Origin of the sequence: Rathayibacter sp. PhB186 (assembly GCF_003751825.1) — a bacterium.
Classification (GTDB): domain Bacteria; phylum Actinomycetota; class Actinomycetes; order Actinomycetales; family Microbacteriaceae; genus Rathayibacter; species Rathayibacter festucae.
In genome coordinates this window covers 17,638-38,050 of record NZ_RJKO01000009.1, presented here as the reverse complement: position 1 = coordinate 38,050, position 20,413 = coordinate 17,638, and the positions used below count along the sequence as shown (strand labels likewise).

Sequence of the window (20,413 nt, the reverse complement as noted above, 5' to 3'; positions counted from 1 at the left end):
CCGTCGTCAGAGCTTGGTGACCTGGTCGAACGAGAGCTCGACCGGGGTCTCGCGCTCGAAGAGCGAGACGAGGACCGTGAGCTTGCCGCTCTCGGGCTTGATCTCGCTGATCGAGCCGGGAAGACCCGCGAACGAGCCCTCCTTGATCGTGATGGTCTCGCCGATCTCGAAGTCGACCTCGGCGGGCAGCACGCGCTGCGCCTGCTTCTGACCCTTGACGCCGGCCGTCTTGGACGGCGCGACCTCCTTGATCTCGACCAGGCTCTTCAGCATCGTGAAGGCCTCCTCGAAGCGCAGCGGCGTCGGGTTGTGGGCGTTGCCCACGAAGCCGGTGACGCCCGGAGTGTGGCGGACGACCGACCACGAGTCCTCGTTGAGGTCCATGCGCACCAGCACGTATCCGGGGATGCGCACGCGGGTGACCATCTTGCGCTGGCCGTTCTTGATCTCGACCACGTCCTCCATCGGGACCTGGACCTCGAAGATGTAGTCCTCGGCCTCGAGGGAGACCTTGCGGTTCTCGATGTTCGACTTCACGCGCTTCTCGAAGCCCGCGTAGGAGTGGATGACGTACCACTTGCCCATCTTGCCGCGCAGCTCGGCGCGGAACGCCTCGTACGGGTCGATGTCGGCGAGGTCCTCGCCCTCGGCCTCCGCGTCCTCCGCGGCGACCTCGGCCTCGTCCTCGACGGCCTCGAGGGCCGCTTCGGCCTCCTCGACGGTGTCGATGTGCGCGGCCTCGTCGACTGCCGAGTCGGCCTCGGGGTCGTCCACGGAGCCGATCGCGTCGAGCGCGGCCTCGAGGTCCGACGCGAGGTCGTCCTCGGACTCGTTCTCGTCGATGACGCTCAGGGCGCCCTCCTCGGCGGGCTCGACGGCGTCCTCAGCCTGGATCTGGGTGTCGCCCTCCTGAACCTCGTCGACCTCGGACGACTGCTCGGCGGCGGTGGCCCAGTCGACGTCGTCGCGGTTTCTGTCAGACACTCGTAACTCTCTCTCGATCGATCGGCCGCGTCCCGTCGGGATTCGCGTGCCGCTGCCGTCGGCGTCCCCCGCTCGTGCGGACGGGACGCTCCCGGGTCGGGTGGCGGGGGTCAGGACGCCGGTGTGCCGAACACGTAGGTCACGGCGAGCGCGAACACCCAGTCCAGCAGCGACACCAGCGCCATCATGATCACGACGAAGATCAGGACCACGACGACGTAGTTGCCGAGCTCCTTGCGCGTCGGCGTGACGACCTTCTTCAGCTCGGCGATGACCTGCCGGATGAAGAGGGCGATGCGCGCGAACGGACTGCGCCGCGCCTCGCGCTGCTGATTGGCGATCGCGACGACGTCCTCGCTCGGCTCGTCGACTGCTTTCCCGGCCACCTGCACGCACCTTTCCCGCACCGGAACCTCCGGTGTGGCCGACCGCCCGTGGGCGGTCCTGGACCGATGACCGCTGCATCGCGGGGACCGCGAGCGACGGGCATCGATGTGCAGGGCGGACAGGGCTCGAACCTGCAACCTGCGGTTTTGGAGACCGCTGCTCTACCAATTGAGCCACCGCCCTATGGATGCCGTTGCGAGCATCCGAGGAGGAGTCGAACGTCTTCGGGAGCCTCAGCAACCGCCTCGGGCGCTGTGAATCCTGGCAGCGTTCGACTACCGCAGACGAGTGTACGTGGACCCGCTGGACGTGTCCAGCCGGGCGCGACCCGTCGCCTGGAGGCCCCCGCGCCCGCGCGATACGCTGGCCGTCGTGTCCTCCACCACGCGCATCTCCGCCCGCATCGCCGCCATCGCCGAGTCCGCGACCCTCAAGGTCGACGCGAAGGCGAAGGCCCTCCAGGCCCAGGGGCGGCCGGTGATCTCCTACGCCGCGGGCGAGCCCGACTTCACCACGCCGCAGCACATCGTCGAGGCCGCGTCGGCCGCGGTGCTCGACCCGAGGAACTACCGGTACACGCCGGCGGCCGGTCTGCCCGACCTCCGCGAGGCCATCGCCGAGAAGACCGCGCGCGACTCCGGCTGGGCCGTCGAGGCATCGCAGGTCGTCGTCACCAACGGCGGCAAGCAGGCCGTCTACCAGGCGTTCCAGACCCTGCTCGACGACGGCGACGAGGTGCTCGTGCCGACCCCCTACTGGACCACCTACCCCGAGGCGATCAAGCTGGCCGGCGGCGTCCAGGTCGACGTCTTCGCCGGCGCGGACCAGGGCTACCTCGTCACCGTCGAGCAGCTCGAGGCGGCGCGCACCGAGCGCACCAAGGTCCTCCTCTTCGTCTCCCCCTCGAACCCCACCGGCGCGGTCTACTCCGCCGAGCAGACCCGCGAGATCGGCGAGTGGGCCGAGGAGCACGGCCTCTGGGTGATCGCCGACGAGATCTACCAGAACCTGGTCTACGCGGCCGACGGCCAGGACGACGCGAGCCCGCTCACCCGCGCCACCTCGATCGTCGAGGCCGTCCCCGCCCTGCGCGACCGCACGATCCTCGTCAACGGCGTCGCCAAGACCTACGCGATGACCGGCTGGCGCGTGGGCTGGATGGTCGGCCCCGCCGACGCGATCAAGGGCGCCTCGAACCTGCAGTCGCACCTCTCCAGCAACGTCTCCAACATCTCGCAGCGCGCCGCGATCGCCGCCCTCACCGGCCCGCAGGAGCCGGCCGAGGAGATGCGCCTCGCCTTCGACCGCCGCCGCCGCACCATCGTCGACGCGCTGAACGCCATCGACGGTGTCGACTGCCCGACCCCCGGTGGCGCGTTCTACGTGTACCCGGACGTCCGCGGACTGCTGAACCGCGAGTGGGACGGCGTGACGCCGACCACCTCGCTGGAGCTCGCGGACCTCATCCTCGAGAAGGCCGAGGTCGCCACGGTCCCCGGCGAGGCCTTCGGACCCAGCGGCTACCTCCGCCTCTCCTACGCGCTCGGCGACGACGCCCTGCTTGAAGGCGCGAAGCGCCTTCAAGCGCTGTTCGGTTCCACTAGCTGATCTCCTCCTTCGTCGTCGGTCAGCCGCGGTCGGCGTCCTGAGACGGGTGCGTTCCGCAGAGCGTCGTACGTCCGCGCACGACGATTCGCTCGCACGCGAATCGCCGGTTGCACGGTGCCTCTGAGCTGATCTCCTCCTTCGTCGTCGATCAGCCGCGGTCGGCTTCCTGAGGTGGATGCGTTTCGCAGAGCGTCTCGCGTCCGCCCACGACGATTCGCTAGCACGCGAATCGCCGGTTGCGCTCGGCACTGCTGCCGCGCCTCGCGGGACGTGTCCGTGCCAGGGGTGTGAGGTCTCGCGAGATGCCGGTTGTGGGCATGACACACCGAACGGATTGTGCGCAAGTGGCGTCTTGTGGGGGTGGATGACTGTGCTCGGGGGGTGGGACAGGGCACGCTGGGGGGATGACGCCTGACGACGCCGTTCGTGTCCGTGATCTGCGGAAGGACTACGGCGGTGCGCCCGCCCTCACCGGGGTGTCGTTCGAGATCGCGCGAGGCGAGACGTTCGCACTGCTCGGGCCCAACGGGGCCGGCAAGTCGACGACGATCGAGATCCTCGAGGGCTACCGCGACCGCTCGGGCGGCGAGGCGTCGGTGCTCGGCGTCGATCCGCGGCACGGCGACCTCGCCTGGAAGTCGCGGCTCGGGATCGTGCTGCAGTCCAGCGGGGAATCAGGCAACGCCACGGTCCGCGAGCAGATCGCCCACTTCGCGAGCCTCTACCCGAGCCCGCGCGACGTCGACGAGACGATCGAGGCGGTCGGCCTCACGGCGAAGGCGCGCTCGCGGATCGGCAAGCTCTCCGGCGGGCAGCGCCGCCGCGTCGACGTGGCGCTGGGCATCGTGGGCCGTCCGGAGCTGGTGTTCCTCGACGAGCCGACGACGGGCTTCGACCCGGAGGCGCGGCACGCGTTCTGGGACCTGGTCGCGCTGCTCAAGAGCGAGGGCACGACCATCCTGCTCACCACGCACTACCTCGACGAGGCCGCGCACCTCGCCGACCGGGCCGCGGTCATCGCGGGCGGCCGCCTCCTCGCGATCGGGCGGATGGACGAGATCGGCGGCGACGAGGCCCGCGTGCCGATCGTCCAGTGGCAGGAGGACGGCGCGCAGCGTCGCCTCCGCACCCCGGAGCCGGCCCGCGTCGTCGCCGAGCTGAGCGCCCGCCTCGGCGAGCCGACGGCCCTCGAGGTCCTCCGGCCCAGCCTCGAGGACATCTACCTGGACCTGATCCGCGACGACCGCGCCGGAGACACCGCCCTCGATGTGATCGGAGAGCCGGCATGAGCGCCGTTGCCGCCCCCCGCCCCGCGCTGCGCACCGGTGTCGGCCGCACCCTCCGGCTCGGCGCCGCCCGCGCCCGCTACGAGGTGCGCTCGTACTTCCGCGCGCCGGACCAGGTCTTCTTCACCTTCCTCTTCCCGGTGCTGCTGCTCGCGATCTTCTCGGTCGCGTTCGGCGACGGCGCGGTGATGCAGGCGGACCCGCAGGACCCGGGCATCAGCATGGCCGAGTACTACGTGCCGGGACTCGCGGCGGCGGGCATCCTGCTCTCCGGGGTGCAGAACCTCGGCGTCGACATCGCCGTCGAGCGCGGCGACGGCACGCTCAAGCGACTCGCCGGAGCACCGCTGCCCGTCCTGAGCTACTTCCTCGGCAAGTTCGGCCAGGTGCTCGTGACGAGCGTCGCGCAGACGGCGCTGCTGCTCGCTGTCGCCGCGACCGTCTTCTCGGTGCCGCTGCCGACCGACGGCGGTCGCTGGGCGACCTTCGCCTGGATCTATGTGGCCGGAGTGGCGACCTCGGCGATCCTGGGCATCGCGGTCTCCGCCCTCCCCCGCACCGGGAAGAGCGCGACGGCCGTCATCGTCCCACCGCTGCTCGTGCTGCAGTTCGTCTCGGGGTCCTACCTCTCCTTCACGACCCTGCCGGACTGGCTGCAGACGATCGCGAGCGTCTTCCCGCTCAAGTGGATCGCGCAGGGCATGCGGGCGGTCTTCCTGCCGGCCGACTTCGAGCAGGCCGAGGTCAACGGCGACTGGGACCTGACCGGGGTCGCGATCGCCCTCGGCATCTGGCTGGTGCTGGGCCTGATCGCGAGCCGCCTCACCTTCCGCTGGATCCGCCGCGACGCCTGACGCCCACATGCTGGTCGAGTAGCCCCGCAGGGGCGTATCGAGACCCACCGTTCCCAGCAGGGCGGGTCTGCAGACCATCGTCCTGACGCCGGTGGATCTCGATACGCCCGCTCCGCGGGCTACTCGATCAGCATGCAGGGGCCCGCTCCGCCGGCTACTCGATCAGCATGCAGGGGCCCGCTTCGCGGGCTGCTCGATCAGCATGCTGGCGCGCGCCGCGCGGTCCGTGGCGCGGGGAGTCAGACGGTGGTGCCGACCACCACGGGCTCGGGGTGCAGCAGGATGCCGAACTCGGCGAGCACGCGGCCCTGCACGTAGCGGGCGAGCTCGGCGATCTGCTCGGCGGTCGCTCCGCCGCGGTTCGTGAGCGCGAGGGTGTGCTTGCTCGACACCGCGGCGCGCGAGCCCGGGAGCGAGAAGCCGCGGGCGATCCCGGCGTGCTCGATGAGCCAGGCGGCGCTGAGCTTGACCAGCGCGTCGGGCGAGGTCGGGGCGGGCAGCCGGATCGGCGCCCCCGCCTCGACGTCGGCGAGGGCGGTCACCAGCGGGGCCTCGCTCGCCGGCGTCTCCGGCCAGCGCGGCGCGGTCGGCGGCAGTCCGCTCGCGGCCGCGACGGTGACGATCGGGTTGGTGAAGAAGGAGCCGGCACTGGCGGTGTCCGGATCCTCCGGATCGAGCACCATCCCCTTCGCGCCGCGCAGCCGCAGCACGCTCGCGCGCACTTCCGCGAGCGGCACGCGGTCGCCCAGCTCGACGCCGAGCGCACTGGCCAGCTGGCCGTAGGCGACGGGAGCACCGAGACCCGATCCACCGACGTCCTCGAGGGCGAATTCGACGGCGAGGACGGCGCCGCGTCGACCCTGCTTGACGGCGGACGTCCGGTAGCCCAGCTCGAGCTCGGCCGCCGTCAGCCGCACGGGCTCCTGCGCGCCCTCGTCGAGGAAGTCGACCGCGACGAGGGTGTCGGAGAGCTCCTGGCCGTAGGCGCCGATGTTCTGCACCGGCGACGCGCCGACCGTCCCGGGGATGCCGCTGAGCGCCTCGAGTCCCGCCCAGCCGCGCTCGACGGTCGCGGCGACCAGGCCGTCCCACGACTCGCCCGCCTGCACGCGGAGGTGGACCGCGCCGGGCCGGTCCGTCTCGAGCCGCTCGATCCCGGTCGTGCGCACGCGCACCACGGTCCCCTCGACTCCGTCGTCGCCGACCAGGAGATTGGAGCCGCCGCCGAGCAGCAGCCAGGGCTCGTCGTCCGCCCACACCTCGCGGAGGGCGGCGACCAGCTCGGCCTCGGTGGCCGGCTCGAGCAGGCGCTCGGGGACTCCCCCGACGCGCAGCGTGGTGAGGGTGGAGAGGGCGGGTGTCGTCATCGGTGCGGGGTCAGGCCAGCGAGACGCGCGCCTGCGCCTTGCCGAGCACCGCCTGGCCGCCGTACGTCACGGCGAGGTCGATGCGCGCGATCCCGGCCTCGGCGTCGAGCGCCCCGACCTTCGCGACGACGTCGAGCTCGGCGCCCTCCTTCGGGTCGACGACGACGGGCCGCGTGAAGCGGACCTGGTAGTCGACGACACGGCCGGGATCGCCGACCCAGTCGACGACGACCTGCACGGCGGTGCCCATCGTCAGCATGCCGTGGGCGAGCACGCCGGGCAGCCCGACCTCGGCCGCGACGTCGTCGCGGTAGTGGATCGGATTGAAGTCACCCGAGGCGCCGGCGTAGCGCACGAGCGAGCCGCGCTCGAGGTGGAAGCGCCGCTCGCCGACGACGTCGCCGACGGTGAGCTCGGACAGGACGGGGCGCTCGGCGCTCATTCGTCTCCCCTGACGACGAGGGTGGACACGGCGGTGACGACGTGGGCGCCGTCGGCGTCGACCATGGTCGACTGCGTGGTGATCATCGAGTGCGCGCCGAGCTGCTTGATGCCGGCGACCGAGAGGGTCGCGGTCAGCTCGTCACCCGCGACGATGGGACGCGAGTAGCTGAAGCGCTGATCGCCGTGGACGACCCGGCTGAAGTCGATGCCGGCGTCGGGCGCGGCGAGCAGCTGGGCGAGGGTGAACTCCTGCACCACCACGGCGAAGGTCGGCGGGGCGACGACGTCGCGGTAGCCGGCACGGCGCGCGGCCTCGGGGTCGAGGTGGAGAGGGGACTCGGCGGAGACGGCGCGCGCGAACTCGCGCACCTTCTCGCGGCCCACCTGGTAGGGCTCCGTCGGCGCGAAGACGCGCCCGGTGAGGTCGGGGTTCACTGGCACCCGGCCATCTTAGGCGCTGGTCTCGGAGCCCTCCACGGCCCCCGGCCCCCTCCGAGACCCCTCCCCCCTCGACGAGGGTCATGCACGTATGACCATCGGCAATTACCCACGCGCGTATGGGTGACCGCGGACGATTCTTCTCCGAAGCTGGCGAGCATGTCCACACCTGACCCCGAACGCGACTGGATGACCTACGCCCGCGAGCTCGGCACGAACCTCCACCGCGCCCGGATGGCCAAGGGCGAGAGTCAGGAGCGCATCGCCCACGCCGCCGGACTGGCGGGCTACACCTACCAGAAGTTCGAGAAGGGCGAGTCGAAGCCGGGCTCGCCCGCGAACCCGCAGCTGAAGACGCTCTTCGCCCTCTGCGAGGCTCTCGACATCGAGCTCTCCGACCTGCTGCCGCCGAACCCGCCCCGCTCATCCGGCTCCGCCGGGGCCGAGTAGCCGCAGCGTCGCCTCGACGCCGCGCGCCAGCCGCGCCGCCGCGCTGAGATCGAGGTCCACCGCGCCGAGCCCGTCGGATTCGAGGCGCAGCCGCTCCTCGCCCCGGCCGCCGGGCCGGCACAGCGAGACGTGCACGACGGCGGCGACGGGCTCCCCCGCCGCACCCTCACCGCACCAGAGCACGAGCGGGAGCGACTGCGCCCGGGAGCGGTGCAGCCGCTCCTCGGGGCACTCGATCTCGTCGTGCTCCCCTGCGCACCAGCGGGGGCACTCGTCGTCGTCTCGCCTGTTCTGTCGTCCGTCCATGTTCCGCACCAATCGTTCGAGGCGCACAGCACACCAGGCGGCACCGACATCGCGGCGGGCCCGCCGACCGGATCCCCCAGGGATGTGGACAGGCACCCGGCACCTCCCCCCTGTGGAGGAATGCTGTCACTGTGCCATACCGGGATGGCGGGCCCGCGGGCCGCGTCAGCGGTGGACGATCAGCCAGGTCGCGACGGCCGTCGTGGCACCGCGGTTGATCATCCGGTGGCCGCGCTCGCAGGGGAACGTGATCGCGTCCCCCGCGGCGAGGACCACGGTCTCGTCCTCGAACTCGACGGTGAGCTCGCCGAGCGTGACGGTCCCGATCTCGATCCCGTCGTGGCGCAGGAACCGGCGCTGCGCGGTCGAGGTCGCCCCCGGCGGATAGGTCGACTCGAAGAAGTCGACCGCGTCGACGGGCTGCGGGGCCAGCCGGCGGAACAGCACGCCGCCCTCGAGGAGGACGGGAGCGACCTCGCCCGCGCGGACGACGGCCGTCGTCAGGCCCGCGCCCTCTCCGCCGCTGGGCCCGCCCGGCTCACCGACCGCCGTGCCGCCGGCGGCGGTCTCGTCGAAGACGGCGGAGAGCGGGACGCCGAGGGCGCCGACCATCGCGATGAGGCGCCCGACCGACGGCTGCATGGCCCCCCGCTCGATCTGCGAGACGGCGCTGGCCGAGATTCCGAGCTCGCGGGCGAGTGCGCGCAGCGACATCCCTGACGCGAGACGCAGCTCGCGCAGGCGCGCGCCGACGCCTTCGCGGACCGCCCCGGGGAGCGCGGCGGCGACGTCCGGAGCCGCGGAGTCCGCGGAATCCCGGGCGGTCTCGTCGGTGGGCATGCGGGACGCCGTCCTCTCCTCGGTGATCGTCACACAGCTGTAACGGGGGCGAAACGAACTCGGCCCGGCGGAGCCCTAGGTTCTCCCGTGTGAAGTCATCACTTCACACGATCCGAACGCCCACCGCTCGCGCGGAGGCGGCCGATCGCCACGGCCGACCGCCTCGACCACCCTGACACATCCGCTCCGTGCGCCCACCCGCGCACGCCCGCCCGAGAGGTGGATCCACCATGACCGACCGCGCCACTGCACCCCGCATCGACCCGTCGACCGCGCCGCCCGCCGAGAGCGCCGGGCTCGCCGGCCCCTCGCTCGTCAAGCCGGGCTACGACGACCGCCTCGCCAACGAGGACCTCGCCCCGCTCGTCAAGCAGCGCTGGTCGAGCTACAACATCTTCGCGTTCTGGATGTCGGACGTGCACAGCGTCGGCGGCTACGTCACCGCCGGCTCGCTCTTCGCGCTCGGCCTCGCCGGCTGGCAGGTGCTGGTGGCCCTCGTGGTCGGCATCGTGATCGTGCAGGTCTTCTGCAACCTCGTCGCGAAGCCCAGCCAGGTCACCGGCGTCCCCTACCCGGTGATCAACCGGGCGATCTTCGGCGTCCGCGGGGCGAACATCCCCGCGATCATCCGCGGGCTGATCGCCATCGCCTGGTACGGCGTGCAGACCTACCTCGCCGCGCAGTCGCTCAACATCGTGTTCCTCAAGTTCTTCCCGGCGATGGCCTCCTGGAACACCCCGGAAGCCTCCTTCCTCGGCCTCTCCGCCCTGGGCTACCTCTCCTACGCGATCCTCTGGGTCGCCCAGGCCGCTCTCTTCTGGCGGGGCATGGAGTCGATCCGCCGCTTCATCGACTGGGCAGGCCCCGCCGTCTACGTGGTGATGCTCGTGCTCGCGATCTACCTCGTGTCGCAGGCCGGCTGGGAGAACATCTCGCTGAGCCTCGGCTCGGGCGAGCCCCTCGACCTCGGCGCCTCGATCCCCGTGATGATCTCGGCGGTCGCCCTGGTCGTCTCCTACTTCTCCGGCCCGATGCTGAACTTCGGCGACTTCTCCCGCTACGCCCGCAGCTACCGCGCCGTGAAGAAGGGCAACCTCCTCGGCCTGCCGATCAACTTCCTCTTCTTCTCCCTGCTCACCGTGATCACCGCCTCCGCGACGGTCCCCGTCTTCGGCGAGCTGATCACCGACCCGATCGAGACCGTCGAGCGGATCGACACCTGGTTCGCCGTCCTGCTCGGCGGGCTCACCTTCGTCATCGCGACGATCGGCATCAACATCGTCGCCAACTTCATCTCGCCGGCGTTCGACTTCTCCAACGTCAACCCGAAGAAGATCAGCTGGCGGATGGGCGGCATGATCGCCGCCGTCGGCTCGGTGCTGCTCACCCCGTGGAACTGGTACTCCAACGACACCGCGATCCACTACACGCTCGGCATCCTCGGCGCCCTGATCGGCCCGCTGTTCGGCGTCCTGATCGCCGGCTACTACCTGATCAGCCGTCAGCGCGTCTGGGTCGACGACCTGTACACGATGAGCGAGAAGGGCCGCTACTGGTTCTCCCGCGGCTTCAACCCCAACGCCGTCTGGGCCACCGTGATCGGCGGCCTCCCCTCCGTCCTGTCGGTGCTCGTCCCGCGCTGGATCGAGGAGGCGGGCGGCCCGTCCTTCACCTGGCTCGGCGACTACAGCTGGTTCCTCGGCTGCGGCCTCGGCTTCGTCGCGATGGCCGTCCTGGAGCGCCGCTCCCCGCGGATCGGCCGCCTCGAGGAGGACCTCGCGAACGTCAGCGACGGCAGCACGGTCTGACCCGAGCCCTCCCCACCCGTCCCCACCCCGCCTCGCCATCCACTCCATCCTCCAGAAGTTGCGGTAGTCGCGCGTGACTACAGCGACTTTCGAGGACCGGCCGGTGGCGTGGCGGCCGTTCCACCCCCGCAGCATCCCGAGGAGCGCCGTGCGCATCACCGTCGTCAACCCGAACACCAGCGAGCACATGACCGAGGCGATCGGCCGCGCCGCGCGGTCCGTCGCCTCCGTCGGCACCGAGATCGTCGCCGTCACGCCGCCGATGGGACCGGCCTCGATCGAGAGCCACTACGACGAGGCGCTCGCCGTCCCGGGGCTGCTGCACGAGATCGTCCGCGGCGACGCCGAGGGCAGTGACGGCTACGTCGTCGCGTGCTTCGGCGACCCGGGGATCGACGCGGCCCGCGAGCTCGCCCGCGGACCGGTGATCGGCATCGCCGAGGCCGCGATGCACATGGCGTCCCTGGTCGGCCGGCGGTTCAGCGTCGTCACCACGCTCTCGCGCACCAGCGGGCGGGCCTGGGACATCGCGCACAGGGCCGGCTTCGACCGGGCCTGCGCGGGAGTGCACGCCTGCGACATCCCGGTGCTCGAGCTCGACGACCCGCACTCCGACGCGCGCCGGGTGATCCTCGAGGAGTGCGCGGCCGCGCTCGCGACGGACGGCTCGGACGTGATCGTCCTGGGCTGCGCGGGGATGGCCGACCTCTGCCGCGACCTCTCGCGCGAGCTCGGCGTCCCGGTGATCGACGGGGTCGCCGCCGCGGTCCGGCTGGTCGAGGGCCTCGTCGCGATGGGAGTCACGACCTCGCGCCGCGACGAGTTCGCGGCACCGCGCCCGAAGGAGATGACGGGGCTGCTCGCCCCGTTCGCGCTGGCCTGAGGCGAGCGCACGAGACGGGACGCACGAAGGGCCCGGGAGCAGACGCTCCCGGGCCCTTCGTCTGCAGCGGCTAGGACTGCTGAGCGCTCCGGCGACGGCGCGTCACGACGAGCGACACGAGGCCGAGCGCCAGCAGCGCGGCCGCACCGGAGACGAGGCCCGCGGTCTCGACACCGGTCTCGGCGAGCGCCGAGCCGCCGCGGGTGCTGCCGCCCGTGGTGGAGACGGTGGTCGTCGTGCCCTCACCGGGCTGCGGGACGTGAGCGCGGTACTGCAGGTACTCGAGACCGCCCTCGAGGACGCCCAGGGTGCCGACGATCGTGACCATGGCGTCGACGTGGCCGGGGGTCACCGGGTAGCTGTAGGTGCCGCCGGCGTAGGAGGAGGAGTCGAGCACGATCTCATCGAGCTTCACCGCGACGAAGGGGTGGTCCTCGGTCGGGCGGTCGTAGTCGGCCGCCCAGATGACGAAGGTGATGCTGTCGAGGCAGTCGACGGTCTCGACCGACGGCAGGACGACGGTCATGACGCCGTTCGTCGTGCTCGCGGTGACGTCGCCGCTCTTGCTCTTCACGATGCGTCCGTCGTTCGGGGCGAGGCACGCGTGGTAGGCGGCCGCGTCGGCCTCGTACTGCTCGGCCGAGACGTCGGGGACGTCGAGGTGGATCTGCTCGCCGATGGTCTCGCGGGTGCTGCCCTGGACGTCGCCGTCGAAGCCGTAGATCGCCACGAGGATGTCCTGATCGCCGGCGGGCAGGTCGCCGAGCCCGAGGGTGACGCCGCGGAAGTCGCGGCCCTCGATCGGGATCGTCGTCAGCAGCTCGAGCGAGTAGCCCAGGTCGGTCGGGCGCTCGTAATCGAGGTTCCAGACGCGCAGCTCCGCGCGCTCCCAGCAGGACGTGGTGCGGATCGGCGGGATCGTCACGCTGACCGCGGCGCCGGACAGGGTGGCCGACACGTCGCCCATGACCTCCTCCGCGACCGGCCCGCCGCCGGGGACGTCGCAGATCGGGTCGATGCCGGGGGCCGGCGTCGCGGTGGGGGTCGCAGTGGCCGACGGCTCCGGCGACGGAATCGGCGATGTCGTCGGGACGGCGGTGGGAGTCGCCGTCGGCGTCGCCGTGGGGGTCGGGGTCGCTGTCGGCTCCGTCGTCGCGGTCGGAGTCGCGGTCGGGACAGCCGTCGGGGTCGGGGTGGTCGGAGTCGCGGTCGGGACAGCGGTCGGAGTCGACGTCGCGACGGCGGTCGCGGTCGGCTCCGGAGTGCTGGTCGACGCGGCGGCGGCCGGGGCGATCATGCCGCCGGCGAGGCCGACGACGAGGGTGAGGCACGCGAGACGCGAGCGCGAGCGGAGAGAGGTCCCCCGGAGAGACATGGATGTATTCCTTCTCGAGAATGTGGAAGCGGGATCGGCGCCGAAGCTGCCCCCGTGGCGCCTGGCTGATGTCTATCAGCGGCCTGAACATCCGCACATCCCCCGCGAGGCCACGCTCTGCATCGATCGCGTAACGGTGCTTCCGGCAGGTCTGGACACACGTCTCGGGCGGCTCGAGCAGCTGCCGACCGGACCCTCCCGCGGGCACGCCGAAGGCCGGAAGCGACGACTCCCGGGCCCCGGCGGTGAAGCGCGCCGGCACCGACAGTGCGATGGCCCCGGGGCCGGTGGCGACCGAGATCTCGCCGTCGAATGTCACGGTTCCGGGCGCGACCGTCGGCTCCGGAGTGGGTTCCGGGGACGTCGACGCGACGGCCGTGGGGGTCGCAGCCGGCGTCGGCGTTGCGGTGCCGGTCGGCTCGGGGGTCGCGGTCGAAGTCGCGGTCGGGACAGCCGTACCTCGCGCCGCGACGAGTTCGCAGCGCCGCGCCCGAAGGAGATGACGGGGCTGCTCGCCCCGTTCGCGCTGACCTGAGGCGAGCGCACGACGCGGGACGCACGAGAGGGCCCGGGAGCAGATGCTCCCGGGCCCTTCGTGTGCAGCGGCTAGGACTGCTGAGCGCTCCGGCGACGGCACGTCACGACGAGAGACACGAGGCCGAGGGCCAGCAGCGCGGCCGCACCGGAGACGAGGCCCGCGGTCTCGACACCGGTCTCGGCGAGCGCCGAGCCACCCGAGGTCGTGGTCACGGCACCGGACGCGACGGTCAGGTGGATCTGATCGCCGACGTACTCGCGTCCGGTCTCACCGCCGTCCACGAATCCGACGATGGTGACGCGGACGTCGTTGTGACCGGGAGTGGTCGCGTAGGTCCGCGTCGCGCCGGGGAAGTAGCTGCCGTCGAAGGGGATCGTGCCGAGGAGGACTGGCGTGAAGTCGTCGAGCTCGTTCGGCCGCTCGTAGTCGAAGGAGAAGATCCGGATCTCACCGCGCGGGACGCAGGCGATGGTGTCGAGCTCGGGGACGGTCACGGTCACGGAGCGGACACCGGCGGTCGCGGTCACCGGGCCCGAGAGCGACTCGACGACGTAGTTGCGGTTCGCGCCGAGGCAGGCCTCGAGGTCGGTGGCGTAGAGCGTCGCCACCTGCGTGTAGGGCTCGAGGATCCACATCGGGGACCCGTCCACCGACTGGATGACGGTGACGGTGACGGTGTACTCGCGGCTGGTGCGGACCGGGACGGTCAGGGTCCCGCCGGCGTAGCCCTCGTCTCCGACGACGACCTCGGCGCTGGCGATGTCCTCCGTGGTCTCGGTGAGGGTCGGCATGATCGCGAGGATGATCGTCGACCCATCGGTGCAGTCCGCCAGCTCGGAGGGCGGCACGGTCGCCGTCACGGTCCCCGGCTGGGTCAGGTCGACGGTGAGAGCCGCGGCGTCGAAGGGGAGAGCCGGCGGCACGAACGGGTCGCAGCCGGGCGCGGCGGGCTGCGGCTCGGCAGGCGTCGGCTCGGGAGTCGCGGTCGGGGTCGTCGTCGGCTCGGGGGTCGCGGACGGGGTCGTCGTGGGCACGACCGTGGGAGTCGCGGTCGGCGTCGCCGACGGCATCGCGGTTCCGGTCGGCTGCGGAGTCGCGGTCGGGACAGCCGTCGGAGTGGGGGTAGCGGTGGGAGTCGACGTCGCAACGGCGGTCGCGGTCGGCTCCGGAGTGCTGGTCGACGCGGCGGCAGCCGGGGCGATCAGGCCGCCGGCGAGGCCGACGACGAGGGTGAGGCACGCGAGACGCGAGCGCGAGCGGAGAGAGGTCCCCCGGAGAGACATGGATGTATTCCTTCTCGAGAATGTGGAAGCGGGATCGGCGCCGAAGCTGCCCCCGTGGCGCCTGGCTGATGTCTATCAGCGGCCTGAACATCCGCACATCCCCCGCGAGGCCACGCTCTGCATCGATCGCGTAACGGCGCTTCTGGGAGGATCGAGCCATGGCGATCCTCCGCGACCTGGCCCTCGGCGCACGGCTCTTCGGCAGGGGGTTCGGCACCTGGTTCCGCTCGCCCCGGGCGATGCTCCTCGGCGCGGTCCCGCCGCTGATCGTCGGGCTCGTCTTCGTCGGCGTCCTGGTGCTCGTGGTCACCCGGATCGACGCCGTGGTGCGCGCGCTGACGCCGTTCGTGGACGGCTGGGACGAGGCCTCGGCCGGCACCGTCCGCCTCCTGCTCTCGATCGCCGCGGTCGGGGCGATCATCGCACTCGGCGTCGTCCTCTTCGCCGCGGTGACCCTGCTCGTCGGCGACCCCTTCTACGAGCGGATCTGGCGCGGCGTCGAGAACGAGCTCGGCGGTGTGCCCGACGAGCACGAGACGGGGTTCTGGAGCGGACTCGGGCGCTCGCTCCGCGACTCCTCGGTGCTGGTCGGCACCTCGCTGGCGATCGGTGTCGTGCTGGTGCTGCTCGGGATCATCCCGGTCGTCGGGCAGGTGGTCGGGCTGATCGCCGGCGCACTCGTCGGCGGCCGGGCGCTCGCCCTCGAGCTGACCGGATTCGCCGGCGACGCGCGGGGCCTCGCGCTCCGGGACCGCCGCCGGCTCCTCGGCGAGCGCCGAGCGGTGTCGCTCGGCTTCGGCATCGCGGTCTACCTCGCCTTCCTCATCCCGGGCGGCGCGGTGATCGCGACACCCGCGGCGACGGCCGGAGCGACCCTCCTGCTCCGCACTCTCCGCGGCGAGTCGACGGAGCGGATCGAACCGGCGTCCGACGCCGCGACCGCCTGATCGGGTGGCCGCCCGAGCGGCGCCTCCCCTAGACTTCCCCCGTGCTCACGTCGACCCTCCGCCCCTGGTGGCCCGCCTCCTAGGCAGGCCGACGCGCAGACTCCTCTCGCACACGACCGCCTCGACCGGGCGGTCGTTCTGCATGTCGGGGCCCGGGTGAGGGACACCCCGACCCAAGGACCACGATGACCTCGCTCCTCTCCCGCATCCTCGCCTCCGACGGATCGCTGCCGTTCGCGGTCGTCCTCCGGCAGGGCCGGACGGACGTCGACGTCTTCACCGGCGACGTCGTCGACGTCGAGGGCCTCGCCGACATCCCGCTCGACGGCGCCGACGTGCTGACCCTCGTGCCCTACCGCCAGGTGCGCGAGCGCGGCTTCGCGGCCAAGGACGACGGCGCCCCGCTGCGGAACCTCGTCGTCCGCGAGCGCGAGAGCGTGCCGCTCACCGAGGTGCTGCGGCTGCTGCCCGAGCGCGAGATCCCGGTCGAGGAGCGCGGCTTCGACGTGCCCGACGAGGAGTACGCGGAGATCGTGCGGCGGGTGATCGACGACGAGATCGGCCGCGGCGAGGGCGCGAACTTCGTCATCAACCGCGCGTTCGTCGCGCACACGGACGCTCCCGCAGTCGAGGCGGTGCTGGCCTGGTTCCGCCGGCTGCTGACCGACGAATCGGGCGCCTACTGGACCTTCGCGATCCACACCCCGGGTTCCGACGGCTCGCCGACCGTCACCGCGGTCGGCGCGACGCCCGAGCGCCACGTCTCCGTCCGCGACGGCGTGGCGATGATGAACCCGATCAGCGGCACCTTCCGCCACCCCGCGGCCGGCCCGACCGGCGCCGAGGTGCTGGCGTTCCTCGCCGACGTCAAGGAGAGCGAGGAGCTCTTCATGGTGGTCGACGAGGAGATGAAGATGATGAGCGCGGTCTGCCCGAACGGCGGCCGGATCCTCGGGCCGTTCCTCAAGCAGATGTCGCGCCTCAGCCACACGGAGTACCTGCTCGAGGGGCGCACCGACCTCGACGTCCGCGAGGTGCTGCGGCTCACGATGTTCGCGCCGACCGTCACCGGCTCGCCGATGGAGAACGCCTGCGCCGTGATCGCGGAGTACGAGAAGGAACCGCGCGGCTACTACTCCGGTGTCCTCGCCCTGTTCGAGCCGGAGGAGCACGGCTACACGGTCGACGCGCCGATCCTGATCCGCACCGCGTACCTCCGCGAGGACGGCCGGCTCACCGTGCCGGCCGGCGCGACGCTCGTGCGGCACTCGACGCCGGAGGGCGAGGTCGCCGAGACCCGCGCGAAGGCGTCCGGGGTGCTCTCCGCACTGGGGCTGCTCCCCCACCGCGACATCCCGCCGGCGATCGACCTCAACGCGCAGCCCGGCGTGCAGGAGGCGCTCGAGGCGCGCAACGAGCGGCTCGCGTCGTTCTGGCTGCGGCCCCAGGCGCCGGAGCACATCGAGGGGCTCGCCGGGCACACGGCGCTCATCGTCGACAACGAGGACCAGTTCACGACGATGCTCGCGCACCAGCTGCGCCACCTCGGCATGGACGCCCGGGTCGAGCGCTGGTCGAGCGTCGAGGACGTGCTGAGCGACGACCTCGTGGTGTTCGGCCCCGGCCCCGGCGACCCGCGCGACGACTCCGAGCCGCGGATCGCGCGCCTGCGGGCCCTGATGACGGAGCGGCTCGCCTCGGAGCGGCCGATGCTCGCCGTCTGCCTCAGCCACCAGATGCTCTCGCTGCTCGCGGGGCTGCCGGTCGAGCCGCTGCCCGCGCCCCGGCAGGGCGTGCGGCTCGCGGTCGACGTGTTCGGCGAGGACGCGGCGATCGGCTTCTACAACACCTTCTCCTCGGTCGCCGGCGCGGACGTGTCGAGCACCCCGCTGCTCGACCTCGAGATCTCGCGCGACCCGGCGACGGGGATCGTGGACGCGCTGCGCGGGGAGGGAGTCGCCTCCGTGCAGGGGCATCTCGAGTCGGTGCTGTCGTCCGACGGCCTGCGCACGCTCGAGCGACTGGTCCGCACCGCGACCTCGCAGCCGGCGCGCGCGTGAGCGACGTGCGGCTGATCGCGTCGCCGTCCTACTCCGCCGAGCTGCGGGAGGCGGTGGCCGCGAGCGTCCGGGCGGCGGCGGAGGCGGCGCGCGGCTGGTACGGCCGCGGCGACAAGCTCGCCGCCGACGCGGCCTCGGTCGCGGCGATGCGCGCGGTGCTGGCCGAGGCGCCGTTCGCCGGCGTCGTCGTCATCGGCGAGGGCGAGAAGGACGACGCGCCCATGCTCGCGAACGGCGAGCGGCTCGGCCGGGCGGACTCCCCCTCCTGCGACGTCGCGGTCGACCCGCTCGACGGCACGCGGCTGGCGGCGGAGGGGATCCCCGGCTCGGTCTGCGTCATCGCGCTCGCCCCGCGCGGCACGATGCTCGACCCGCGCGACGTGTTCTACATGGACAAGCTGGTCTGCTCCGGCGCGGGGGCGGGAGTCGTCGGGCTGGACCTGCCGCCCTCCGAGAACGCGCAGCGGCTGGCCGACGCCCTTCGCAAGCCGGTCTCCGAGCTGGTGGTCGCCGTGCTGGACAAGCCGCGGCACGCCGGACTGATCGCCGCCCTCCGGGAGGCCGGCGTCGCGCTGTCGCTGCGCGGCGAGGGCGACGTCTCGGTCGCGATCGAGGCGGCGGACCCGGACGGCAGCGTCGACCTCGTGCTCGGCATCGGCGGCACGCCCGAGGGCGTCGTCGCCGCCTGCGCCGTCCGCGCCCTCGGCGGCGTGATGGAGGGCCGCCTCGCCCCGCAGACCGCCCTCGAGCGCGCGAACGCCCTGGCCGCCGGCCACGACCTGACCCGCCTGCTGACCCTCGACGACCTCGTCTCCTCCCCCGACGTCCTCTTCGCCGGCTGCGAGGTCTGACGCTTCTCCGCGAGATGCCACTTGTGCACGCCTTTCACGGCGTGTCGCGTGCACACGTGGCATCTCGCGGGGGCGCCGGTCAGGGGGCGACGACGCCGTGGCGCCAGTAGCCGATGAAGGTGATGGCGCGCTTGTCGACGGCGCGGTCCGCGACGAGGTGGCGGCGGGCGCCGGTGGCGAGGGAGGACTCACCGACGGCGAAGACGGAGGGGCGACCCGCGGGCAGGGTCGCGTCGCGGAGGACGGCGAGCGCGTGCTCGCCGGGGCGGGCGTGCGCGTCGGCACGGGGCAGCCAGTGCAGGGTGACGGCGTCGGAGGCGACGACGGGCTGGCGGTCCGCCTCGGAGGGCAGCTCGAGGAAGACGTGAGCGGCGCGGTCCTCGGGCAGCGAGGCGAGGATGCCCGCGACCGCCGGCAGACCCGTCTCGTCGGCGACGAGCAGGCACCAGTCGGAGCCGTCGGCCCGGCGGTAGCCGAGCCCCTGGTCGAGGATGCCGACCCGGTCGCCGACCGCGGCGGTGAGGGCGAAGGTCACGGCGGGCCCCGCCTCCCCCGGCTCGCCGTGCACGACGAAGTCGACGTCGATCTCGGGTCCGCCGTCGGCACCCTCGGCCCGGTAGCGGCGCACGGTGTAGTTGCGGACCACCGGCCGCTGCGCCTTCGGCATCGCGAGGTACTGCGCGTACCAGAGCGCGCTCGAGCGGGTCGGCAGCCGCAGCGCCTCCTGCCCGGGCCGCGGCAGGAAGAGGCGGAACCACTGGTCGTGGCCGAGCGGATGCAGCAGCGCGACCCCGGGCCCGCCGAAGGTGACGCGCTGCATCCCCGGCGTCACGCGCGCGGTGCGGACGACCTCGACGGTGACGACCTGCGGATCGGTGGGGCGGGTCGGGGCGGACGAGCGGGCCATGCGGAGCCTCCGTGCTGCGGGCGGACGCACCGCCGGGTTTGGTGAGGCTTACCTTACCCAGCCGCTCCTCGAGCATCCGGGAGCGCGCCGACGATGAGCTCCGCGAGATGCCACTTGTGCACGCCTTTCACGGCGTGTCGCGTGCACAAGTGGCATCTCGCGGAGGGGGTGCAGCCCGCGCAGCAGGGACGAAGCGGGCGCGCCGTAGAGGGTCGGCGGGCGGAGCGGTCGTCGCCAGAGGCCGACAGGTCAGCCGTGCTGAGCACAGGCCGGTACACGGTCGCTCGTCTGACCCTCGAAGAGGGGTATGTGATATTTCCTCGCTTAGTGGTCATATAGATGTGGTCGCGGCGCTGGGTCCGACCGACGGATCGAGGGACGGCCATGAAGAGATCGACACGAATCGCTTCCATCGCAGGAGCAGTCCTGCTGAGCGTCGGAATGGCGGCGACGGCGCAGGCGAACGTCTTCGCTGACAGCTTCGACAAGAACGCCGGCGGGTTCCAGTCGCCGACGTCGACCACTTACCAGACGAAGTACGAGTCGAATCGCAACGGCACCATCCAGCTCCGGGAGATCGGCAGCGACTACAAGATGGACGCGCAGATGTGCCAGGCGCTCGTCAACTGCGACAAAGGCACGAAGATCTTCTCGATCACCGACGACAACATCGTCCACGGGCTCCCGAACAGTTATGCGGCGGGTACCGAGACTCTCACGTCCGCGCTTCGAACGACCCCTTTCACCATCTATCAGGTGCACGTGCGCGGTCAGTGGCAGGCCTGGTAGAGCCGGAA

20 protein-coding genes and 1 tRNA gene are annotated in these 20,413 nt (G+C 72.0%); 10 read left to right on the top strand and 11 right to left on the bottom strand.

Features of this window, described 5'->3' with window-relative positions:
- Positions 1 to 6: 6 nt before the first annotated feature.
- The 3 genes from nusG to EDF45_RS18035 all read right to left on the bottom strand — a co-directional run bounded on the left by nusG (position 7) and on the right by EDF45_RS18035 (position 1,554).
- Positions 7 to 984: a transcription termination/antitermination protein NusG gene (gene nusG / locus EDF45_RS18045; RefSeq protein WP_123447823.1), complete on the bottom strand. Its 978-nt coding sequence runs from the start codon at positions 982 to 984 to the stop codon at positions 7 to 9.
- A gap of 110 nt (positions 985 to 1,094) precedes the next feature.
- On the bottom strand, positions 1,095 to 1,370 hold the full coding sequence (gene secE / locus EDF45_RS21445) for a preprotein translocase subunit SecE (protein ID WP_123447877.1): 276 nt from the start codon (positions 1,368 to 1,370) through the stop codon (positions 1,095 to 1,097).
- Between the two features lie 111 nt (positions 1,371 to 1,481).
- A tRNA-Trp gene (locus tag EDF45_RS18035) sits at positions 1,482 to 1,554 on the bottom strand.
- A 180-nt stretch (positions 1,555 to 1,734) separates the two neighbouring features.
- On the opposite strand from EDF45_RS18035, the gene EDF45_RS18030 reads away from it, so the two are divergent.
- From EDF45_RS18030 to EDF45_RS18020, 3 genes are all read left to right on the top strand, one after another.
- Entirely contained in the window at positions 1,735 to 2,979 is a 1,245-nt protein-coding gene (locus EDF45_RS18030; RefSeq protein WP_397460061.1) for a pyridoxal phosphate-dependent aminotransferase, read from the top strand.
- A 404-nt stretch (positions 2,980 to 3,383) separates the two neighbouring features.
- Entirely contained in the window at positions 3,384 to 4,268 is an 885-nt protein-coding gene (locus tag EDF45_RS18025; RefSeq protein ID WP_123737390.1) for an ABC transporter ATP-binding protein, read from the top strand.
- Complete coding sequence (locus EDF45_RS18020) at positions 4,265 to 5,119, top strand: ABC transporter permease (protein ID WP_123737391.1); 855 nt, start codon at positions 4,265 to 4,267, stop codon at positions 5,117 to 5,119. Before EDF45_RS18025 ends, EDF45_RS18020 begins: the two co-directional genes overlap by 4 nt.
- 239 nt (positions 5,120 to 5,358) lie before the next feature.
- Here EDF45_RS18020 and EDF45_RS18015 read toward each other — a convergent pair whose 3' ends face one another.
- The 3 genes from EDF45_RS18015 to EDF45_RS18005 are packed head-to-tail and all read right to left on the bottom strand — an operon-like array spanning position 5,359 to position 7,371.
- The gene (locus EDF45_RS18015; RefSeq protein WP_123737392.1) at positions 5,359 to 6,486 is read right to left on the bottom strand and encodes a UDP-N-acetylmuramate dehydrogenase; all 1,128 of its coding nucleotides are present in this window, start codon (positions 6,484 to 6,486) and stop codon (positions 5,359 to 5,361) included.
- 10 nt (positions 6,487 to 6,496) lie between these two features.
- Entirely contained in the window at positions 6,497 to 6,928 is a 432-nt protein-coding gene (locus tag EDF45_RS18010) for a MaoC family dehydratase (protein WP_123737393.1), read from the bottom strand.
- Positions 6,925 to 7,371 (bottom strand): MaoC family dehydratase N-terminal domain-containing protein, encoded by a 447-nt coding sequence (locus EDF45_RS18005; RefSeq protein WP_123737394.1) that lies wholly within the window; start codon positions 7,369 to 7,371, stop codon positions 6,925 to 6,927. Before EDF45_RS18005 ends, EDF45_RS18010 begins: the two co-directional genes overlap by 4 nt.
- A 156-nt stretch (positions 7,372 to 7,527) precedes the next feature.
- On the opposite strand from EDF45_RS18005, the gene EDF45_RS18000 reads away from it, so the two are divergent.
- Positions 7,528 to 7,818 carry a helix-turn-helix domain-containing protein gene (locus EDF45_RS18000; protein ID WP_123737395.1) on the top strand — a complete coding sequence of 97 codons (291 nt, stop codon included), beginning with the start codon at positions 7,528 to 7,530 and terminating at the stop codon, positions 7,816 to 7,818.
- Here EDF45_RS18000 and EDF45_RS17995 read toward each other — a convergent pair.
- Entirely contained in the window at positions 7,792 to 8,124 is a 333-nt protein-coding gene (locus EDF45_RS17995) for a DUF6907 domain-containing protein (RefSeq protein WP_123737396.1), read from the bottom strand. The two genes, EDF45_RS18000 and EDF45_RS17995, sit on opposite strands and share 27 nt — an antisense overlap.
- A gap of 165 nt (positions 8,125 to 8,289) precedes the next feature.
- The gene (locus tag EDF45_RS17990; protein WP_123737397.1) at positions 8,290 to 8,964 is read right to left on the bottom strand and encodes a helix-turn-helix domain-containing protein; all 675 of its coding nucleotides are present in this window, start codon (positions 8,962 to 8,964) and stop codon (positions 8,290 to 8,292) included.
- Positions 8,965 to 9,194: 230 nt separating this feature from the next.
- On the opposite strand from EDF45_RS17990, the gene EDF45_RS17985 reads away from it, so the two are divergent.
- Together EDF45_RS17985 and EDF45_RS17980 are read left to right on the top strand one after the other, a co-directional pair.
- Positions 9,195 to 10,772: an NCS1 family nucleobase:cation symporter-1 gene (locus EDF45_RS17985; RefSeq protein ID WP_123737398.1), complete on the top strand. Its 1,578-nt coding sequence runs from the start codon at positions 9,195 to 9,197 to the stop codon at positions 10,770 to 10,772.
- Between the two features lie 73 nt (positions 10,773 to 10,845).
- A complete protein-coding gene (locus EDF45_RS17980) occupies positions 10,846 to 11,655 on the top strand; it encodes an aspartate/glutamate racemase family protein (RefSeq protein ID WP_311316900.1) in 810 nt (269 codons plus the stop codon).
- A 70-nt stretch (positions 11,656 to 11,725) separates the two neighbouring features.
- Here EDF45_RS17980 and EDF45_RS21440 read toward each other — a convergent pair whose 3' ends face one another.
- Together EDF45_RS21440 and EDF45_RS17970 are read right to left on the bottom strand one after the other, a co-directional pair.
- On the bottom strand, positions 11,726 to 13,030 hold the full coding sequence (locus EDF45_RS21440) for a hypothetical protein (protein WP_185020260.1): 1,305 nt from the start codon (positions 13,028 to 13,030) through the stop codon (positions 11,726 to 11,728).
- A 606-nt stretch (positions 13,031 to 13,636) separates the two neighbouring features.
- Positions 13,637 to 14,851: a hypothetical protein gene (locus EDF45_RS17970; protein WP_185020259.1), complete on the bottom strand. Its 1,215-nt coding sequence runs from the start codon at positions 14,849 to 14,851 to the stop codon at positions 13,637 to 13,639.
- Between the two features lie 158 nt (positions 14,852 to 15,009).
- Here EDF45_RS17970 and EDF45_RS17960 point away from each other — a divergent pair, with 158 nt between their 5' ends.
- The 3 genes from EDF45_RS17960 (at position 15,010) to EDF45_RS17950 (ending at position 18,709) form a co-directional block, all read left to right on the top strand.
- Complete coding sequence (locus tag EDF45_RS17960) at positions 15,010 to 15,798, top strand: EI24 domain-containing protein (RefSeq protein WP_123737402.1); 789 nt, start codon at positions 15,010 to 15,012, stop codon at positions 15,796 to 15,798.
- Between the two features lie 185 nt (positions 15,799 to 15,983).
- Complete coding sequence (locus EDF45_RS17955) at positions 15,984 to 17,858, top strand: anthranilate synthase family protein (protein ID WP_123737403.1); 1,875 nt, start codon at positions 15,984 to 15,986, stop codon at positions 17,856 to 17,858.
- On the top strand, positions 17,855 to 18,709 hold the full coding sequence (locus tag EDF45_RS17950; protein WP_123737404.1) for a fructose-bisphosphatase class II family protein: 855 nt from the start codon (positions 17,855 to 17,857) through the stop codon (positions 18,707 to 18,709). Before EDF45_RS17955 ends, EDF45_RS17950 begins: the two co-directional genes overlap by 4 nt.
- A gap of 79 nt (positions 18,710 to 18,788) precedes the next feature.
- On the opposite strand, the gene EDF45_RS17945 is transcribed toward EDF45_RS17950, so the two are convergent.
- Complete coding sequence (locus tag EDF45_RS17945; RefSeq protein ID WP_123737405.1) at positions 18,789 to 19,616, bottom strand: siderophore-interacting protein; 828 nt, start codon at positions 19,614 to 19,616, stop codon at positions 18,789 to 18,791.
- Between the two features lie 384 nt (positions 19,617 to 20,000).
- Between EDF45_RS17945 and EDF45_RS17940 the strand changes: the two genes are divergently transcribed.
- Positions 20,001 to 20,405, top strand: coding sequence for a hypothetical protein (locus EDF45_RS17940; RefSeq protein WP_132437558.1), 405 nt, complete (start codon positions 20,001 to 20,003; stop codon positions 20,403 to 20,405).
- Positions 20,406 to 20,413: the final 8 nt, after the last annotated feature.

What these genes read in the sequence shown, in the direction of transcription:
- EDF45_RS18025 (WP_123737390.1), top strand. Translation starts at nt 3,384, where the DNA reads ATGACGCCTGACGACGCCGTTCGTGTCCGTGATCTGCGGAAGGACTAC.
- EDF45_RS18015 (WP_123737392.1), bottom strand. Translation starts at nt 6,486, where the DNA reads ATGACGACACCCGCCCTCTCCACCCTCACCACGCTGCGCGTCGGGGGA.
- EDF45_RS17990 (WP_123737397.1), bottom strand. Translation starts at nt 8,964, where the DNA reads ATGCCCACCGACGAGACCGCCCGGGATTCCGCGGACTCCGCGGCTCCG.
- EDF45_RS18010 (WP_123737393.1), bottom strand. Translation starts at nt 6,928, where the DNA reads ATGAGCGCCGAGCGCCCCGTCCTGTCCGAGCTCACCGTCGGCGACGTC.
- EDF45_RS17945 (WP_123737405.1), bottom strand. Translation starts at nt 19,616, where the DNA reads ATGGCCCGCTCGTCCGCCCCGACCCGCCCCACCGATCCGCAGGTCGTC.
- EDF45_RS17995 (WP_123737396.1), bottom strand. Translation starts at nt 8,124, where the DNA reads ATGGACGGACGACAGAACAGGCGAGACGACGACGAGTGCCCCCGCTGG.
- EDF45_RS17960 (WP_123737402.1), top strand. Translation starts at nt 15,010, where the DNA reads ATGGCGATCCTCCGCGACCTGGCCCTCGGCGCACGGCTCTTCGGCAGG.
- EDF45_RS17985 (WP_123737398.1), top strand. Translation starts at nt 9,195, where the DNA reads ATGACCGACCGCGCCACTGCACCCCGCATCGACCCGTCGACCGCGCCG.
- EDF45_RS18000 (WP_123737395.1), top strand. Translation starts at nt 7,528, where the DNA reads ATGTCCACACCTGACCCCGAACGCGACTGGATGACCTACGCCCGCGAG.
- EDF45_RS17970 (WP_185020259.1), bottom strand. Translation starts at nt 14,851, where the DNA reads ATGTCTCTCCGGGGGACCTCTCTCCGCTCGCGCTCGCGTCTCGCGTGC.
- EDF45_RS21440 (WP_185020260.1), bottom strand. Translation starts at nt 13,030, where the DNA reads ATGTCTCTCCGGGGGACCTCTCTCCGCTCGCGCTCGCGTCTCGCGTGC.
- EDF45_RS18020 (WP_123737391.1), top strand. Translation starts at nt 4,265, where the DNA reads ATGAGCGCCGTTGCCGCCCCCCGCCCCGCGCTGCGCACCGGTGTCGGC.
- EDF45_RS17940 (WP_132437558.1), top strand. Translation starts at nt 20,001, where the DNA reads ATGAAGAGATCGACACGAATCGCTTCCATCGCAGGAGCAGTCCTGCTG.
- EDF45_RS17955 (WP_123737403.1), top strand. Translation starts at nt 15,984, where the DNA reads ATGACCTCGCTCCTCTCCCGCATCCTCGCCTCCGACGGATCGCTGCCG.